At 38.3% G+C, this 17,775-nt stretch carries 16 protein-coding genes, 1 other RNA gene and 1 other annotated feature; of the genes, 15 read left to right on the top strand and 2 right to left on the bottom strand.

The window, feature by feature from the left end:
• Positions 1–85 precede the first annotated feature (85 nt).
• Positions 86–1,861 carry an SH3 domain-containing protein gene (locus M1D60_RS05415; RefSeq protein ID WP_456278161.1) on the bottom strand — a complete coding sequence of 592 codons (1,776 nt, stop codon included), beginning with the start codon at positions 1,859–1,861 and terminating at the stop codon, positions 86–88.
• Between the two features lie 504 nt (positions 1,862–2,365).
• On the opposite strand from M1D60_RS05415, the gene M1D60_RS05420 reads away from it, so the two are divergent.
• From M1D60_RS05420 to M1D60_RS05440, 5 genes are all read left to right on the top strand, one after another.
• The gene (locus M1D60_RS05420; RefSeq protein WP_456278162.1) at positions 2,366–2,542 is read left to right on the top strand and encodes a hypothetical protein; all 177 of its coding nucleotides are present in this window, start codon (positions 2,366–2,368) and stop codon (positions 2,540–2,542) included.
• 55 nt (positions 2,543–2,597) lie between these two features.
• Positions 2,598–2,854: a binding site (T-box leader), on the top strand.
• 55 nt (positions 2,855–2,909) lie between these two features.
• Positions 2,910–4,184, top strand: coding sequence for a histidine--tRNA ligase (gene hisS, locus M1D60_RS05425; RefSeq protein ID WP_456278163.1), 1,275 nt, complete (start codon positions 2,910–2,912; stop codon positions 4,182–4,184).
• Between the two features lie 14 nt (positions 4,185–4,198).
• On the top strand, positions 4,199–5,968 hold the full coding sequence (gene aspS, locus M1D60_RS05430; RefSeq protein WP_456278164.1) for an aspartate--tRNA ligase: 1,770 nt from the start codon (positions 4,199–4,201) through the stop codon (positions 5,966–5,968).
• 139 nt (positions 5,969–6,107) lie between these two features.
• A non-coding RNA gene (gene ssrS, locus M1D60_RS05435) (6S RNA) lies at positions 6,108–6,289 on the top strand.
• Between the two features lie 301 nt (positions 6,290–6,590).
• Positions 6,591–7,352 carry a tRNA threonylcarbamoyladenosine dehydratase gene (locus tag M1D60_RS05440; RefSeq protein WP_456278165.1) on the top strand — a complete coding sequence of 254 codons (762 nt, stop codon included), beginning with the start codon at positions 6,591–6,593 and terminating at the stop codon, positions 7,350–7,352.
• Positions 7,353–7,597: 245 nt separating this feature from the next.
• Here M1D60_RS05440 and M1D60_RS05445 read toward each other — a convergent pair whose 3' ends face one another.
• Complete coding sequence (locus M1D60_RS05445; protein WP_456278166.1) at positions 7,598–8,332, bottom strand: RsfA family transcriptional regulator; 735 nt, start codon at positions 8,330–8,332, stop codon at positions 7,598–7,600.
• A 253-nt stretch (positions 8,333–8,585) separates the two neighbouring features.
• Here M1D60_RS05445 and M1D60_RS05450 point away from each other — a divergent pair, with 253 nt between their 5' ends.
• From M1D60_RS05450 to M1D60_RS05495, 10 genes are all read left to right on the top strand, one after another.
• Positions 8,586–9,869, top strand: coding sequence for a replication-associated recombination protein A (locus M1D60_RS05450; RefSeq protein WP_456278167.1), 1,284 nt, complete (start codon positions 8,586–8,588; stop codon positions 9,867–9,869).
• Between the two features lie 412 nt (positions 9,870–10,281).
• Positions 10,282–10,962, top strand: a complete 681-nt coding sequence (locus tag M1D60_RS05455; RefSeq protein WP_456278168.1) for a YczE/YyaS/YitT family protein — start codon at positions 10,282–10,284, stop codon at positions 10,960–10,962.
• A 51-nt stretch (positions 10,963–11,013) separates the two neighbouring features.
• Entirely contained in the window at positions 11,014–11,430 is a 417-nt protein-coding gene (gene cymR / locus M1D60_RS05460) for a cysteine metabolism transcriptional regulator CymR (RefSeq protein WP_456278169.1), read from the top strand.
• A 43-nt stretch (positions 11,431–11,473) separates the two neighbouring features.
• Positions 11,474–12,622, top strand: a complete 1,149-nt coding sequence (locus tag M1D60_RS05465; protein WP_456278170.1) for a cysteine desulfurase family protein — start codon at positions 11,474–11,476, stop codon at positions 12,620–12,622.
• Between the two features lie 5 nt (positions 12,623–12,627).
• A complete protein-coding gene (gene mnmA / locus M1D60_RS05470) occupies positions 12,628–13,746 on the top strand; it encodes a tRNA 2-thiouridine(34) synthase MnmA (protein ID WP_456278171.1) in 1,119 nt (372 codons plus the stop codon).
• A 78-nt stretch (positions 13,747–13,824) separates the two neighbouring features.
• Positions 13,825–14,487 (top strand): tetratricopeptide repeat protein, encoded by a 663-nt coding sequence (locus M1D60_RS05475; protein WP_456279356.1) that lies wholly within the window; start codon positions 13,825–13,827, stop codon positions 14,485–14,487.
• Positions 14,488–14,518: 31 nt separating this feature from the next.
• On the top strand, positions 14,519–16,870 hold the full coding sequence (gene recD2 / locus M1D60_RS05480) for an SF1B family DNA helicase RecD2 (protein WP_456278172.1): 2,352 nt from the start codon (positions 14,519–14,521) through the stop codon (positions 16,868–16,870).
• A gap of 39 nt (positions 16,871–16,909) precedes the next feature.
• Positions 16,910–17,383: a PRC-barrel domain-containing protein gene (locus M1D60_RS05485; protein WP_456278173.1), complete on the top strand. Its 474-nt coding sequence runs from the start codon at positions 16,910–16,912 to the stop codon at positions 17,381–17,383.
• 23 nt (positions 17,384–17,406) lie between these two features.
• Positions 17,407–17,595 carry a hypothetical protein gene (locus M1D60_RS05490; protein ID WP_456278174.1) on the top strand — a complete coding sequence of 63 codons (189 nt, stop codon included), beginning with the start codon at positions 17,407–17,409 and terminating at the stop codon, positions 17,593–17,595.
• 20 nt (positions 17,596–17,615) lie between these two features.
• Positions 17,616–17,747 (top strand): YrzQ family protein, encoded by a 132-nt coding sequence (locus M1D60_RS05495; RefSeq protein WP_456278175.1) that lies wholly within the window; start codon positions 17,616–17,618, stop codon positions 17,745–17,747.
• The last annotated feature ends 28 nt before the right edge of the window (positions 17,748–17,775 follow it).

A 17,775-nucleotide genomic window follows, 5' to 3' on the forward strand; every position in this document is an offset into this window, starting at 1 on the left:
TGTAGCGGAAATCAACGGACTTAATTTTCACTTGGTTTTACGTTACAGTGCAATAAATTATGCGAAAACAATCTTTTAGCAAAAACTATTTTTTAAACTCATAAGCCAGCCCATTAAAGATGGCTGTTGAGATTTTGTCCTGATAAGAAGCTGTAGTAACAAGCGACTCTTCTGTAATACTACTTAAAAAGCCTAGCTCCAACAAAACAGATGGTCGGTTATTATGACGTAAAATATGATAGTTCCCATACTTTACACCCCGGTCCTTTAATGAAGTTTGTTTGATCAGCTCAGTTTGCAGAGATTCACCTAGTGAGTAATCTTTAGACTTATTATAGTAATAAGTAGTGATTCCATTAGCCGATGGATATACAGAGCTATCAAAATGTAAACTTATAAAGGCATCTGCTTGATAGTAGTGTGAAAGACTTACACGATTATTTAAGCTAACATACACATCTTGATTACGAGTAAGGACGGATGTTGCACCTGCTGCTCTGAGCTTTTCATCTAATAGTTTAGCTGCTCGTAGCGTGATAGTCTTCTCAAGTGTACCTCTTACACCTTTGGCACCACTATCTCTTCCTCCATGACCAGGATCAATCACAATGGTTTTGCCAGCAAAATATTGGTTCATTCCAGGGCGTTCAACTTTAGGTATGCTACCAGTTGTTGAAACAATCCACCCTGCTACATATCCGATCTCCCCATTTGAAAGCGAGATTTTATACCAATCGTCTACCTTTTCAATAATCGTGAAAATATCTCCTTGCATGGCTCTAGTAACAATTGAATCATTCGTAGATGGACCACTTCGAATATTTGTTGTGTTATACAAAATCGTAACAGAAGAGGTTGAATCTGGTGTACCCTCAACTGGAGGTGGTGTTTGTGTCACTTTTTCGATGTACCAGCCAGCAACCCAACCAATTTTGCCATCAGATAGCTTTACCTGACACCAATTATTTTGCTCACTTATTAACTCTAGCTGATCGCCTTTTTTAACCTGAGAAATTACTTTTCCATTTAAAGTAAAGTCATCACGGACATTTAGGAGAGTGGCTGTAACCACAGCTAGTTGACTTGCTTCTGGCTTTTGCTCCTCTTCCTTTTCTTCAGGTTTAGGATTGGTCTCTGTTTGGATGTCTATATAATCCTTATGAACCCAACCGGTTTTATTGTTTAGGTTAATCTCGTACCAATCATATTTTTCTGAATAAACGTCAACCTGGTCTTTTTGTTTCACCTTTCCGATAACAGCTGCATTTAAGGAAGGAGACAAGCGAACATTTAATGTAGTTGCCTTGACATTACCCGTTTTAATAACAGTTTTTTCTTCCTTCGTTGGAGGTGCCGACTCGGATGGTAATCCCTTTACATAATCACTATGTACCCAACCTACATAATTCTTAAAAGAAATCTTTACCCAGTTTTCACTTCGTTCTTGAAACTCAAGCACGTCCCCTTTATCAACAGAACCTACTACTTGAAAGCTTGTACCAGGTCCTTTTCTAATTCTTAGTCCATCAGCAGTAGACTCTAGCTTTTCAATCTTTTCGGTTGTAGATTCATTTGCATTTCCACTACCAGGCTTCTGCTCAGTTACTAACCAGCCAGCAACCCAGCCATTTAACTGGTTCGAAATTTTGATTTGGAACCAGTCTCCCTCTTTTGCTAATACCTCGTACTGCTCATTTTGATTAACACTAGCAACAGCCTTATAGGATAAACCTGGACCAGAACGAACATTGAGTGAATTAACATTAATAACGACTTTGCTATTTTCAGCAAGTATTGGAGTTTGAGGTATAGATACACTTAATAGAGCTAACACTAACATTAAAATAAATCCCTTTTTCATGATGAAAAAAATCCTCCTTTTGTAAAAGGTTTTAGGTAAACTGGGTTGTTTCTAATAAGGCTGTTTTCTAACATATCGTTGTTCTTGTAATGGCTCTTTCCGAAAAGAATGTTGTTTTTGTTTAGGCTCTGTTAAAGTACAATGTTGATTTTCAAGCAGAGTTGATTGTAGTGGAAGGATGCGAGACTCCTGCGGGAGCAGCGTGACAGGAGAGACCCCGCAGGCAAAGCCGAGGAGGCTCACCGCACGCCCCGCGGAAAGCGAGTGTCCTGTAACGAAAATCAACACCATGTTTTAAAACAGCCTTTGTTTAAAGAACAACAAAGTCTCCGAAATTAATTTTTATGTAACCATCTATTTGCACTGATAGTTTCAATAGTACATCAAATATAAATCCACTAGTTATATTTCTAGGAAAATAAATAAATTCCTTGTCATTTTGTGAAAAAAATTGTTGTATTTGGGAAATATAGAATTAGATTTTAATGAGAAAGGAAGAAGTATATGAGATTTAGTGAAAAGGGTGAACATGTTGCTAATGGTTCCCAACATCTATTCGGAGTTAATTTTCATGATTTTATAGAAAAGCAAAACAATTCAGCAAGTATGGAACTGGCTTCTGAGTTTGGTTTATCGTTAAGAGAAGTGAAACAATTAAAAAAACAGCTTGGACGTTCGTAAATCCTCTTGACTTTCAAATTAAACATTCGTATGATATTATCAATCATTATAATAAAATGAACCAATGACCGAGAAAAGTAATTAAGTAACATTTGTCCAGAGAAGAAATGTCTTGGCTGCGAACATTTCTACAAGATGCCTTAATGAAAGACACTCGAAAGGTTCCACCTCGAAAAAGAAATTCAGTAGAGGCTGGACGTGGCAGGCGTTAACTGTCAAAAGTGGAAGTACATAGTGACTCTTTTTACAGGAATACCGAGTCACAACTTCAATTAGGGTGGTACCACGGGAATTATAGCTCTCGTCCCTACTTCTTAGGAAGTAGAGACGAGAGCTTTTTTATATGGTTTTTTAAGGAGGAATAAACATGTCTATTCAAATACCAAGAGGGACACAGGATATATTACCTGGTGATGTTGAGCGTTGGCAATATGTTGAAGAAAAAGCGCGTGATTTATGTAAAAGGTTTAATTATAAGGAAATTCGAACTCCGATATTCGAGCATACTGAATTGTTCTTAAGAAGTGTTGGAGATACAACGGATATTGTTCAAAAAGAGATGTACACGTTCACTGACCGTGGAGACCGCAGCCTTACCCTTCGTCCTGAGGGAACAGCTTCAACGGTTCGAGCGTATGTTGAAAATAAAATGTACGGCCTACCAGATCAACCTACGAAGCTCTACTATATTGGTCCAATGTTTCGTTATGAGCGACCTCAGTCAGGGCGTTATCGTCAATTTGTTCAATTTGGGATTGAGGCATTAGGAAGTGCAGATCCAGCTATAGACGCTGAAGTGATTTCACTTGCGATGGAAATGTATAAAGGATTAGGTCTTAAGAAGCTAAAGCTCATTATTAATAGTTTGGGTGATCAGGAGAGCAGAATTGCCCATCGAACAGCTTTGACTGAACACTTCACGCCACATATTACAGAGTTTTGTTCGGACTGCCAAAAGCGCCTAGAGACAAATCCTTTAAGAATTTTAGACTGTAAGAAAGATCGGGAGCATCCATTAATGGAAACGGCACCTTCTATTTTAGACTACTTAAATGATGATTCTTCCACCTACTTTAAAAAGGTTCAAAGCTATTTACGTAGTATGGGAATTGAATTTGAAGTAGACCCACGATTAGTTCGTGGACTAGACTACTATAATCATACTGCCTTTGAAATTATGAGTGATGCGGAAGGGTTTGGAGCAATCACTACGTTAATGGGTGGCGGCCGTTATAATGGTTTAGCACAGGAAATTGGCGGACCCGAAACTCCAGGTATTGGCTTTGCGCTAAGTATTGAACGTCTATTATTAGCGCTAAATGCTGAAGGAATTGAACTTCCAATTTCAAAAGGAATTGATTGCTATGTTGTGGCACTTGGTGAGGATGCAAAGGATGCTTCTGTTGCATTAGTAAATGAATTGAGAAAATCTAATTTAACAGTGGAAAAAGACTATCTAGATAAAAAGGTAAAAGCACAGTTTAAAGCAGCAGACCGTGTTGAGGCCCAATTCGTCGTGGTCCTTGGAGATGACGAACTAGCAAGAAAGGCAGCTTCGATTAAAAATTTAAAAACAGGTAATCAGCTAGAGGTACCTTTAGATGAAATTGCGACCTACTTGTTAGAAAACCAAGAGAAGTAAGAGGAGGAGAGACAATGATAGAAAGATCTCATTATTGTGGTGAAGTAACAGAGAAATTTGTCGGGCAAACAGTGCAGTTAAAAGGATGGATCCAAAAACGACGTGACCTAGGTGGGCTTATCTTTATTGATTTAAGAGACCGCTCTGGGATTGTTCAAATCGTTTTTAATCCAGAAGTATCGCAGGAAGCGCTAAAGCTGGCAGAGGATGTACGAAATGAGTATGTAATTGCCATCAAGGGTGAGGTTGTCGAGAGATCAGAGCAAACGATTAACACAAACCTTAAAACAGGTAAGGTAGAAGTTAGTGCGGAATCTATTCAAGTTCTAAATACAGCAAAAACTCCTCCTTTTACAATCTCTGATCAAACGGATGTAGCGGAAGATGTACGTTTACGATACCGTTATTTAGACTTAAGAAGACCTGCTATGCTAGAAACTTTTAAGATGAGACACCGTGTAACAAAAGCAATGCGTGACCATTTAGATACAGAAGGCTTTATTGAAGTAGAGACACCTATCCTTACGAAGAGTACGCCAGAAGGAGCGAGGGATTATTTAGTACCAAGTAGAGTGCACCCGGGAGAATTTTATGCTCTACCACAATCACCGCAAATCTTTAAGCAGTTACTAATGGTAGGTGGATTTGAGCGTTATTATCAAGTAGCACGATGCTTCCGCGATGAAGATTTACGTGCTGACCGTCAGCCTGAATTTACTCAGCTTGATATTGAGACCTCTTTTATGAGCCAGGAGGAGATCATTGCATTAACTGAAAACATGATGCAACAAGTATTGAAGGATGCTAGAGGAATGGATGTATCAACTCCTTTCCCAAGAATGTCTTATCAGGATGCAATGGATAGATTCGGTTCAGATAAACCAGATACCCGATTTGCGATGGAATTAACAGATGTTTCAGAGTTAGTTAAAGAATCTGGCTTTAAAGTGTTTAGTGGTGCTGTGCAAAATGGTGGCCAGGTTAAAGCTATTAATGTAAAAGCTGGAGCAGCTGATTATTCAAGAAAAGACATTGATGCCTTAACAGAGTTTGTAAGTAGATATGGTGCTAAAGGGCTTGCATGGTTAAAAGCTGAAACAGAAGGATTAAAGGGTCCTATTTCCAAGTTCTTTAGTGAGGAAGAACAAAAAACGTTATCACAGGTTCTTTCCGTAGAAGAAGGCGATTTACTGTTATTTGTCGCTGATAAAAAGTCAGTAGTTGCTGACAGTCTCGGTGCACTTCGTTTAAAGCTAGGAAAAGAACGTAAGCTTATTAACGAAAACCAGTTTAACTTCTTATGGGTAACAGATTGGCCACTACTTGAATTCGATGAAGAAGCAAACCGATATTTTGCTGCTCACCATCCATTCACTATGCCGGTTCGTAAGGATCTTGAAAAGTTAGATTCCGATCCAGCAGCTGTTCGTGCCCAGGCCTATGACCTTGTGTTAAATGGATATGAACTTGGTGGAGGCTCTCTAAGAATATATGAGCGTGAAATACAAGAAAAAATGTTTGATACTTTAGGGTTTACGAAGGAAGAAGCTAACGAGCAATTTGGTTTCCTATTAGAAGCGTTTGAATACGGAACACCACCACATGGAGGAATTGCACTTGGGCTTGACCGTTTAGTAATGCTTTTAGCTGGTCGAACTAACCTACGTGACACGATTGCCTTCCCTAAAACAGCTAGTGCAAGCGATCTACTTATGGAAGCTCCAAGTACTGTATCAGGTGCACAACTAGGTGACTTACATCTTAAACTAGATGTAAAGGAATAGGCTCTTATTAATTGAAAATACAAATATATGGAACCATCCTTTAGGTAGGTTAGGTTCCATTATTCTTATATTCATCTGAAAGTTATTAACTTGGTCTTCCTTGATAACGCTTTCTAAACATGGTATGATAATGACACATAAAGTCCTGATGTGCTCGTTGCCTTACCTATTGTTTTGACCGAACAATAAGTAAACCGGGAGCCCGGGTTTTCAGACTGCGTACCTGCCTCTTTCTGAGGACTTACAAACGTTTGAAACAGGGCACCCACCTGCCGAGAGCGGGTTCAAAACGAAGGAATAGACGGTACAATTGGGACTTTCCAAATTTAAATATCATACTACCCTATGCTGATGGCATAGGGTTTTTATTTCAAACATTGAAATAAAACCTATTGAAATACTCGACATTAAAGTGTAGTATGATATCGTTAAAAACGGGAAAAACAAGCATATCAATGTTTGTTCAAAATTGGACGAGGTCTCGGTTCGAAGATTTGACACTAGTTTAGGACAGTTTATAGAAGTCGAGTATGATTTGATCAAACGGAAGAGGGACCCAAAAAATTCTTTCGAACGATTGGAAATTAGCAGTTTGGAATAATACATAGAAAGTGGTGCAAATATGTTACATCAGTTTTCCAGAAATGAATTAGCTTTAGGTAAAGATGGAATGAAGCTTCTAAAGGACAGTACAGTTGCTGTTTTAGGAGTGGGCGGAGTAGGAAGCTTTGCTGCTGAAGCTCTAGCAAGGTCAGGTGTAGGTAGAATTTTATTAGTAGATAAAGATGATGTGGATATTACGAACGTAAATCGTCAAATTCATGCTCTTTTATCAACAGTTGGAAAGCCAAAAGCAGATCTAATGAAGGCAAGAATTGCTGATATAAATCCAGAGTGTGAAGTCATCGCGTTGAAGATGTTTTATACAGAAGAAACGTATGAGGAATTTTTCAGTTATGGGCTGGATTGGGTCATTGACGCGTCTGACACTATTTCCTATAAGATTCACCTTATGAAGGAATGCCTAAAACGAAATATTCAAATTATCTCTAGTATGGGAGCAGCTAATAAAACCGATCCAACTCGCTTTCAGGTAGCAGATATTTCAAAAACTCATACAGATCCAATGGCTAAAGTAATTAGAACTAGGCTTAGAAAAGAGCGTATCCAAAAGGGCATTAAGGTTGTATTCTCAGATGAAAGCCCTATTGTGATTCGCGAAGATATTCGCCAGGAGATTGCCCCTGAGGGAGCAAAGATTCGTAAAGCAAAAATGCCTCCTTCTTCTAACGCATTTGTACCATCTGTTGCGGGGCTTATTATGGCAGGCCATGTCATAACGGAGATTACAAAGGAAATTAAGGTTGAGCGCGTGAACGACTAACGGAAGAAGACAATTTGCTTTGGTTTTGAGTCAAATAATAATAGCAATAACACATGGAGGTTAAAGTCCATGTGTTATTTTTAATATCCGAAGATAAGAACAAGGGAGTATTATGTGATAAATGGAGTTAACTGCATAAGAGTCCACTCGAATTGCGTAAATGGCCAAATCAGATTATAACAAACTACATTAAGCCCATAAATAAAAAACTGAGCAAGATTCCTCGCTCAGTCTACTATAAAGATTTATTTTGCAACTTGTTCTAAGTTTCCGTTTTTATCCATTCTAAAAACAGGAGAACTACGGTCCTCTGTGTCCTCGAACATGACCATTCTACGTGCACGGTCCATGATTTGAACAAGTGCTTGATAGTCCTCTTGAATGGTAGTATGCTGCTCAGTTAGCTTTTGAACCTTACGTTCGAGCTCTTCATTTTTTCTTCTCAAGTCATTATTCTCGGCTTTAAGTCTCTCATTTTCAAGCTTAGCTTGGCTTCCTTGTGTTCCTTCTTTTTTAACGGTAGTTAAAAATTGAATGACATCATCAATTGATAGATTCAGATTCGTAGAGCCAGGGTTGGACGGTACCTGTTTAGGAGAGGCCATTGCTGGTGTTGGTAATAGTTCAGCTGCTGTTTCCTCCTGATAGTTCTCAATCTCCTTAGTCTCTTTAACTTGGAATGCTGGTGTTCTAGTAATCACTTCTGTGTTAGTCGTCATGGAAGCAGAAGCAGGTGTTGAATTAGCTAATGCACGCTTTCTCTCTTTTCGTTGCTTTTTTGCAATTGAAATGGCTTGGTCATATTGTCTCCTAACCTCTGCATTCCATCTAAAGCCACACGCTGCAGACGTCCGATTCAATTGATCTCCAACCTCTTCGAAGGCCTGTAACTGTGTACCTCCCTCTCGAATATAACGAAGCACTGTCTCTGCTAATAATAAATCATCCTCATGTGTCCATGCATCTGATCGTACTTTCATAGTATCAACTCCTATCATTTCGTAGCTTACTATTTTTACTATCATTTACCGAAAGATAGGATTTTATACGTTTTAATAGTTTTCAGCATGTTAAAATCTGATATGGTTGAGCGATCATCGCTTTATATTCATAGATTAAAGCTTATTACTCATTAATAAAGATATGAAAGTCATAGCCTGTCACATAGTATGAATTTTTTTGCATCTAGTGTCTTTCAATATATAATAGAGTTAAGATTGGAGGCAGTAACAAATGAGTTTTGAGCCACTAGCTTATCGAATGAGACCTACTACGATTGATGAAATAGTAGGACAGAAAAATATTATTGGTAAACATACTAGTCTATATAAAATGATCAAAAATGGGCATGTTCCTTCCATGCTTTTATATGGTGAGCCAGGCATTGGGAAAACTTCAATTGCCAATGCGATTGCTGGCACGACAAAATTGCCTTATATTGCGTTAAATGCGACTACTGCTGGAAAGAAAGATATTGAGGCAGTTGTAGATGAAACTCGTTTAACAGGTCAGGTATTGTTATTTCTGGATGAAATTCATCGTTTTAATAAAGCTCAGCAGGATTATCTTTTACCTCATGTAGAACGAGGCGATATTATTTTAATTGGAGCTACAACAGAAAATCCTTTTCATGATGTTAATCCCGCAATCCGTAGTCGTTGTGGACAAATTAAACAATTACAGCGTTTAACAGATGAGGATATTTTAGAGCTTTTACAACGGGCACTAAAAGATGAAAAAAAGGGATTGGGCAAGCTCCACATTGAAATTACCGATCAACAACTACAGTTAATTGCCTCTGGTTCGAATGGTGATGCTAGAAAATCACTAACTCTTCTGGAATCTATCATTAAGGCTTCAAGAAGGGAAAATAATCTTTATGTGATTGAGGATGCACTAATAGAAGAATCAATTGAGAATGTAGGAGTGTATGGTGATAAGAAAGGTTCTCATTTTTATAACCTACTCTCAAGCCTTCAGAAAAGCATTAGAGGAAGTGATGTAGACGCTGCTCTTTATTATTTGGGTCACCTCCTTGAAACGGGAGACTTAATCGCTTTAAATCGTAGATTACTAGTCATTGCGTATGAAGATATTGGGCTTGCTAATACAGCAGTTGGTACCAATGTGTTAGCAGCAGTAACAGCGAGTGAACGCTTGGGACTTCCCGAAGCGCGGATCCCTTTATCCGTTTCGGTAGTTGAAATGTGTTTATCTTCAAAGTCAAACTCTGCTTATACAGCACTAGATCAAGCTATTTCAGATATTAGAAGCGGTAGGGTGGGAGATATTCCTAAACATCTTCGTGATGCCCATTATGCCGGTGCGAAGGCTTTAGGTCATGTTGGATATAAATATCCTCATGACTATCCAGTTGGTACATTTGGTGGTTGGGTAAAACAAGATTACCTTCCTAAGGAATTACTAGGAACTCAATATTATGTACCGAAAGAAGCTGGAGAAGAAAAACGATTAGCTGGCATTCATAAGAAGTTAAAGGAATTTAAAGAGAAGTAGGCAAATTGTACCACATAAAATATAGAGGGAACGAGGCTGGGACACAAGAATTTCAGTCAGTGATACACCCGAACTAGTAGGTGATATTTTGATGTATTATTCACCTACTAGTTCGGGTTTTTAATTTGTTACTTTCAATGGATTGGTTAATTTTTCGTACTATTTTTAAACACTAGCGAAATGGAACAACCTTGTTTTTCCAGCTTAACTTTTTAATAACTCCAAACAGAAATTTACTATGCCAAAATGATTAGAAGTGTTCGATCCCAGCTATATATAATAAATCGTCAAGTTATTTTAATCTGTAAAAATGTATTCACTCTAGAAGTATGCTATAATGCTTTATATTTGAATAGTTAAGTAGGTTAAGTATGATAAAAAGACAACTATGTAAGTGAGAGAAGGTACAAACATGAAGCAAACAAAGAGGAACCGCATTGCACAATTATCCGCTAAGTGGTCGGTATTTTTAGTGGGATTGTTAGTGATGGCTTTTGGAATTGTGTTAATGATTAGAGCGGATATCGGTAGTGCTCCTTGGGATGTCTTTCATATTGGACTTTACAAACAATTTGGGTTGACGATTGGGACATGGTCAATTATTGCAGGCTTTTTTATTCTCTTTATTTCCAGTCTATTGTCAAAAGCTTGGCCGCAGCTCGGTGCGTTTCTTAATATGTTATTACTCGGTGTTTTTATTGATTTATTTATGTTGCTTCCCTTTCTCCAAACACCTGATAGCTTAATAGGGAAAGTCTTCATGTTATTAATCGGAATCCTTATAATTGGCTATGGAATTGGATTATATATTTCTGCAAAGTGTGGAGCAGGTCCTCGTGATTCCTTAATGCTTGTTCTAACAGAAAAAACAGGATGGAAGGTTCAATATATTCGTGGAGCAATGGAAATAGTCGTATTAACACTTGGCTTCCTTTTAGATGGGCCAGTGTTTATAGGGACCATTTTGTTTTGTTTCTCGATTGGACCTGTTGTAAGTTTTACCCTTCCACAATGCGAGAAGTTTGTTTCTAAATTATTGACACCACGCTACATGGACCCTACTTTATCACATGATGTTGGAGTAGGTAATTAGTAAAAAGAAATCGGTTTGGGTACTAATGCGAATAAAGGAGTGTATAGAAAAATGAAAATATCTACAAAGGGGAGATATGGCCTCACAATCATGATCGAATTAGCAAAACAACATGGTGAAGGTCCAATTTCGCTAAAATCTATTGCACAAACTCATGATTTGTCAGAGCATTATTTGGAACAATTAATTTCTCCACTACGAAATGCTGGACTTGTCAAAAGCATTAGAGGGGCCTACGGAGGGTACATGCTAGCAGATCTTCCTACATCCATTACTGCTGGAGACATTATCCGTGTTCTAGAAGGACCGATCAGTCCTGTAGAAGTGTTAGAAGATGAGGAACCTGCAAAGCGTGAACTATGGATTCGCATACGAGATGCTGTGAAGGAAGTACTTGATAGTACGACATTAGATGATTTAGCAAGCTATACTGACGGTGAGCAAGATGCTTATATGTTTTATATATAGGAAACAATAGTTGATAATACAACATAGGAAAGGAGTGAAGCAAATGAAAGAGCATATTTATGTAGACCATGCGGCAACCTCCCCCATTCATCCAGTTGTAGCTGATGAAATGCACGCATTTATGACTACTACATTTGGAAATCCATCGAGTATTCACTCCTTTGGACGGAAAAGTCGACATGCACTTGATGAAGCAAGAGAAGCTATTGCAAAATCAATTGGTGCAAAAGAAAGTGAGATTATTTTTACAAGTGGGGGAACAGAGGCTGATAATCTAGCCATTATCGGAATTGCAATGGCTAATAAAGATAAAGGATCACATATCATTACAACCTCGATTGAGCATCATGCTGTTTTACATACATGCCAATACTTGGAACAGCAAGGCTTTGATGTTACCTATCTTCCTGTAGGTGAAGATGGGATTGTAAAAGTGGGAGATGTAGAAGAAGCATTGCGTGAGGATACCATCCTTGTTACGATCATGCTCGGTAATAACGAGGTAGGTGCCATTCAACCGATTGAACAAATAGGATCCTTGTTAGAAGGTCATGGGGCCTATTTACATACAGATGCAGTTCAAGCCCTTGGAGCCATTCCGGTTTCTGTAACGAGCTTAAAGGTAGATGCTCTATCTATATCAGGACATAAGATTAATGGACCAAGGGGAATTGGATTTTTATATGTAAAAGATGGAACAAAGCTTGCTTCGGTCACTCATGGTGGTGAACAAGAACGAAAACGTCGAGCGGGTACTGAAAATGTCCCTGCGATTCTAGGACTTATGCATGCAATCAAGCTCTCTCAACAGGAGATGGAAAAACGAAAGAGTAGCTATCTTGAGTATAAGGATATTATAGTTGAAACATTCAAGACTAGTGGGATTGCATTTGCAATTAACGGGAATCAGGAGAATTGTTTACCTCATATTCTTAATATTCATTTCCCGGGAATAAATGTAGAATCTTTTCTTGTTAATTTGGATTTAGCAGGAATTGCTGCCTCGAGTGGTTCGGCATGTACAGCAGGGTCTATTGATCCTTCTCATGTTCTGGTTGCTATGTATGGAAAAGAATCAGACCGTGGAAAAACATCAATCCGATTTAGCTTCGGCTTAGGAAACACTAAAGAACAAATCCAATTAGTAGCTGATGAAACAGTGAAAATTGTTGAACGATTAGGTAGGAGGTGACAAACATGACAACAACGAAATCCCCAAGTGAAACTCGGGTAGTAATCGGGATGTCCGGTGGAGTGGATTCTAGTGTGGCTGCCCTTCTTTTAAAGGAGCAGGGGTATGATGTAATTGGAATCTTTATGAAAAACTGGGACGACACGGATGAATTCGGAGTTTGTACAGCTACCGAGGATTATAATGATGTAATCAAGGTATGTAATCAAATTGGTATCCCTTATTACGCCGTTAATTTTGAAAAGCAATATTGGGAAAAGGTGTTTACCTATTTCTTAGATGAATATAAAGGTGGAAGAACACCAAACCCTGATGTCATGTGTAACAAAGAAATAAAGTTTAAAGCCTTTCTTGAGCATGCTCTAGAATTAGGTGCAGATTATTTAGCAACAGGTCATTACGCAAAGGTAGCTTTCCAAGATGGTGAATATAAAATGCTGCGTGCCTTTGATCAAAATAAAGATCAAACTTATTTTTTAAATCAATTGGGACAAGCACAGCTTTCAAAGGTTATGTTTCCTTTAGGAGATTTACCAAAGCCTGAGGTCCGAGAAATAGCCGTAAAAGCAGGATTAGCAACGGCATCTAAAAAGGACAGCACGGGAATCTGTTTTATTGGAGAACGTAACTTTAAGGAGTTCTTAAGTCAATACCTCCCGGCTCAACCAGGAAGCATGCAAACTCTCTCTGGTGAAGTAAAGGGAAAACATGATGGACTTATGTACTATACAATTGGACAACGCCAAGGCTTAGGAATTGGTGGTAGCGGAGATCCATGGTTTGTAGTTGGGAAAAACCTTGAACAAAATATTCTATACGTGGAGCAAGGCTTTCATAATGAACTATTATATTCAGATGAAATTACGGCCACAAACATTAGTTGGGTTTCAGATACTCCTTTTGGCACTGAATTAAAGTGTACGGCTAAGTTTAGATACCGCCAAGAGGATCATGGTGTAACGGTACACTATGTGGACGAAAATAATGTAAGAATTGTTTTTGATCAACCGGTTCGTGCGGTAACTCCTGGTCAGGCTGTTGTGTTTTATCAAGATGAGGAGTGTTTGGGCGGAGGTACCATTAATGATATATTTAGAAATGAAAAGGAACTTTGGTATGTATAGAAGCCTCAGCCTCATTGGTTGAGGTCTTCTTGCTTGAATAGGAATTAATAATAATTAATCAGGGAAGGAAGATGGATGATGACAGATAAAAATAAATTAGGAATTCAATATATGCAGGAAGGAAAGCTTGAGGAAGCAGCGAAAGTGTTTACAGAGGCACTTGAAGAAAATCCAAATGATGCAATTGGGAACGTAAATTTTGGTAATCTATTGGCTGCAGTTGGTGAAATAGACAAGGCGCTTTCCTTTTACAAAAGAGCAATCGAAATTGATGATACATTAGGAACAGCCTACTACAGTGTAGGTGCGGTTTATTTTGAAATGGAAGAATACACGAATGCTACTCATTATTTTTCAATGGCAATCGAAAAGGGATTAGAAAATGCTGATGTCTTTTTCATGTTGGGGATTACCTATCTACAGCAAGAGTTATTTAAGCATGCACTGCCTTATCTGCAACGCGCTGTTGAACTGAATGGAGAAGACGTGGAAGCTAAGTTCCAATATGGATTATGCCTTGCTCAATTAGAGTTAATAGATGAAGCAATTAAGCAATTTGAAGACCTAAAAGAAAAAGATGTCGATAACGCTGATGTTTATTTTAATTTAGGAGTTGCTTATGCTCATAAAGATGATGCCAATCAGGCACTTGAAATGTTTAATAAAGCACTTGAGATTCAACCAGATCACTTACTAGCAGGAAATGGGAAACGATTAGTAGAACAAGCGCTTGAGCAATAATAGTTAATGATTGAAGAGGGGAGGGAGCCTCATGACAGATTCTGAAAAATATATAAAAGGTCATCCAATTGTTACAATCTTTCATAATGATTCAAATTTATACACGGTTTTACGAATTAGAATTGAAGAAACAAACGAAAATTATGAGGATAAAGAGGCCATTGTTACAGGATACTTCCCTCTTTTACAGGATCATGAGACCTATACCTTCTTTGGTGTGTTTAAAGATCATCCTAAGTTTGGAATTCAGTATCATGTGAATCATTTTCAAAAGGAAATGCCAAAGACTGAACAAGGAATTATTCTTTATTTATCAAGTGATTTGTTTAAAGGGATTGGTAAAAAGACTGCTGAAAAGATAGTCGATGCTCTTGGTGAGGATGCTATTAATAAGATTTTAAATAACCCGGATGTGTTAAAAGGAATTCCTCAGTTAACCTCTGAAAAAGCAAATGAGCTTGCCAAAACCTTGCTAGAGCATCAAGGTTTAGAACAAGTAATGGTGACTTTATCACAATATGGATTTGGTCCGCAGCTCTCCATGAAGATCTATCAAACATACCGTGATCAAACCTTAGATATGATTAAACGAAATCCTTATCAGCTTATGGCCGATGTAGAGGGAATTGGTTTTGCTAAAGCAGATGAGCTTGGTAAAGCAATTGGGATGACGGGAAAGCACCCTGAGCGTATAAAGGCTGCCTGTTTGTATGTGATTGATCAATTCTGTATGCAAGAAGGACATGTTTATGTTTTAGAAGACCAGCTCACAGAAAGAGTAAAGAGTATATTAGAAGCTAGTCAATACGAGATGATTTCGGGAGAAGATATTAGTCGACAGCTTCATCATTTAGTGGAGGAAGGAAAGCTAATACTCGAAGACAATCGATATTATCTTCCGTCGCTATTTTTTGCTGAAAAAGGCTTGGTTACTAATATTAAACGAATAGTCGAACAGGATGAATATGAGGATTCTTTTCCTGAATCAGAGTTTTTATTAGCTTTAGGTGGGTTAGAGGAAAGATTAAAGGTACAATATGCACCTTCCCAAAAGGATGCCATCCAAAAGGCTCTTTCTTCACCGATGCTCCTACTTACAGGGGGACCTGGTACCGGAAAGACTACGGTTATCAAAGGGATTGTCGAACTGTATGCTGAACTTCATGGCTGCTCATTAGATCCAAAGGAGTATAAAAAGGACGAAGCTTTTCCTTTTTTACTTGTTGCACCAACAGGTAGAGCAGCAAAGCGAATGAATGAGTCGACAGGGTTACCTGCTGTCACCATTCACCGACTTCTAGGCTGGAATGGCATGGATGGGTTTGATCATGATGAGGACAAACCAGTTGAGGGTAAATTGCTGATTGTCGATGAGGTATCAATGGTTGATATTTGGTTAGCTAATCAATTGTTTAAGTCACTCCCACCTCATATTCAGGTGATTTTAGTAGGTGATGAGGATCAGCTACCATCAGTTGGCCCTGGTCAAGTATTAAAGGATTTATTAGATACAGAAACGATTCCAACCGTTCGACTAGTTGATATTTTTCGCCAGTCAGAAGATTCAACGATTGTTGAATTAGCACATGAAATTAAAAAGGGTACACTCCCTCAAGATATGACCACGCCAAAACCAGATCGTTCCTTCTTAAAATGTAATCAATATCAAGTGATTGATGTCGTCAAAAAGGTATGTGCCAATGCTGTGAAGAAAGGGTTTGCCCCAAAAGATATTCAGGTGCTTGCACCAATGTATCGAGGACCGGCTGGCATTGATCGGTTAAATGTAGAGCTACAATCATTATTTAACCCTAAAACGGACCAAAAGCGTGAGATTATTTATGGAGAAAAGGCTTATCGGGTTGGAGATAAGGTTTTACAGCTAGTGAATCAGCCAGAAGAGAATGTGTTTAATGGGGATATGGGTGAGATTGTCTCTATTTTTTACGCCAAGGAAAATACTGAAAAAGAAGATCTCATTGTAATCGCCTTTGAAGGCACGGAGGTTACATATAAGAAACAGGATTTGAATCAGATCACTCATGCTTATTGCTGTTCTGTTCATAAATCGCAAGGTAGTGAGTTCCCAATCGTCATTTTTCCCGTTGTCAAAAGTTATTATAGAATGCTTCGGAAAAACTTAATTTATACGGCGATCACAAGAAGTAAAGAGTTCCTTATTTTATGTGGTGAGGAAGATACCTTATTACAAGGAATTCAACGAACAGAAGACCGTAAACGTCAAACGACGTTAACAGAACGGGTAAAGGGAGTAATTGGTATATCTACTGTGAAGGAAATGATTACCGAAGAGCTAGAACTCTCGGTTGAAGCAGAGCGAGCGGCAATGGTAAACGTTTCTCCGTATGACTTTATGGATTAAGACAAACGATAAAAATGTTCGGAGAGGTGGGGAGTACTTTTGCGAACATTTACATTGTTAAAAGGTCTTCCTGTTTATCAATCATCAACAGGTAAAGCCATAGGAATTGTTTCAGATTTAGAATTAACTAATGATGGATTAATCAAGTCGATTGTTGTAGATGTGAAGGGCCTCTTTGAGCGCGATCGTTCCATCCAAATTGATGACGTGACATCCGTTGGAACAGATGGTGTCATGATTAAAGATGTTGATTTACACCATTCCGGAATTGAAAAGTCCAGTCACTATCTTTGCCATCACCAAGGCTTACTTGGGAGACTCCTTTATTCAACAGAAGGGGAAAAGCTTGGAATAGTGGAGGATGTATATTTTGATGAGAATTTGGGCACTATTTTAGGGTATGAAGTATCGGAAGGTTTCTTTGCTGATCTATCAGAAGGAAAGAAAATTATAAAAACAAATCATCCACTTCAGTTCGGTGAAGATATTGTTTTAGTTGAAATTAACCCGTGAACGAATAAGGAGGCCCCTACAACGTGCAGTGCCCAAATTGTAAAAGCAAGGATATCGGAAAAATAGGTGTAAATCAGTATTACTGCTGGAACTGCTTTATTGAGCTATCTATTTCAAAAGGCATGATGAACGTCCATCAAGTTGAAGAGGATGGTACGTTGAGCTCACTTGATGACTTATTTGGTGAAGATGATCGGATTATAAATATGTAATCAGAGGAGTGAAGGACACCATGAATAGAACTTTAACATCCTTAATCGCTATGGGCCTTGGAGCATACGCTTTTCATAAGGCACAAGAAAATGATATGATGTCAAGCAGACCTATTAGAAAGATCCGTAAACGTGTTTCTAAAATGTGGTAATTAATATTGAGGAGATCTCCGATTTTCG

This window comes from Bacillus sp. AK128, assembly GCF_053903075.1.

What these genes read in the sequence shown, in the direction of transcription:
- M1D60_RS05415 (WP_456278161.1), bottom strand. Translation starts at nt 1,861, where the DNA reads ATGAAAAAGGGATTTATTTTAATGTTAGTGTTAGCTCTATTAAGTGTA.
- M1D60_RS05420 (WP_456278162.1), top strand. Translation starts at nt 2,366, where the DNA reads ATGAGATTTAGTGAAAAGGGTGAACATGTTGCTAATGGTTCCCAACAT.
- hisS (WP_456278163.1), top strand. Translation starts at nt 2,910, where the DNA reads ATGTCTATTCAAATACCAAGAGGGACACAGGATATATTACCTGGTGAT.
- aspS (WP_456278164.1), top strand. Translation starts at nt 4,199, where the DNA reads ATGATAGAAAGATCTCATTATTGTGGTGAAGTAACAGAGAAATTTGTC.
- M1D60_RS05440 (WP_456278165.1), top strand. Translation starts at nt 6,591, where the DNA reads ATGTTACATCAGTTTTCCAGAAATGAATTAGCTTTAGGTAAAGATGGA.
- M1D60_RS05445 (WP_456278166.1), bottom strand. Translation starts at nt 8,332, where the DNA reads ATGAAAGTACGATCAGATGCATGGACACATGAGGATGATTTATTATTA.
- M1D60_RS05450 (WP_456278167.1), top strand. Translation starts at nt 8,586, where the DNA reads ATGAGTTTTGAGCCACTAGCTTATCGAATGAGACCTACTACGATTGAT.
- M1D60_RS05455 (WP_456278168.1), top strand. Translation starts at nt 10,282, where the DNA reads ATGAAGCAAACAAAGAGGAACCGCATTGCACAATTATCCGCTAAGTGG.
- cymR (WP_456278169.1), top strand. Translation starts at nt 11,014, where the DNA reads ATGAAAATATCTACAAAGGGGAGATATGGCCTCACAATCATGATCGAA.
- M1D60_RS05465 (WP_456278170.1), top strand. Translation starts at nt 11,474, where the DNA reads ATGAAAGAGCATATTTATGTAGACCATGCGGCAACCTCCCCCATTCAT.
- mnmA (WP_456278171.1), top strand. Translation starts at nt 12,628, where the DNA reads ATGACAACAACGAAATCCCCAAGTGAAACTCGGGTAGTAATCGGGATG.
- M1D60_RS05475 (WP_456279356.1), top strand. Translation starts at nt 13,825, where the DNA reads ATGACAGATAAAAATAAATTAGGAATTCAATATATGCAGGAAGGAAAG.
- recD2 (WP_456278172.1), top strand. Translation starts at nt 14,519, where the DNA reads ATGACAGATTCTGAAAAATATATAAAAGGTCATCCAATTGTTACAATC.
- M1D60_RS05495 (WP_456278175.1), top strand. Translation starts at nt 17,616, where the DNA reads ATGAATAGAACTTTAACATCCTTAATCGCTATGGGCCTTGGAGCATAC.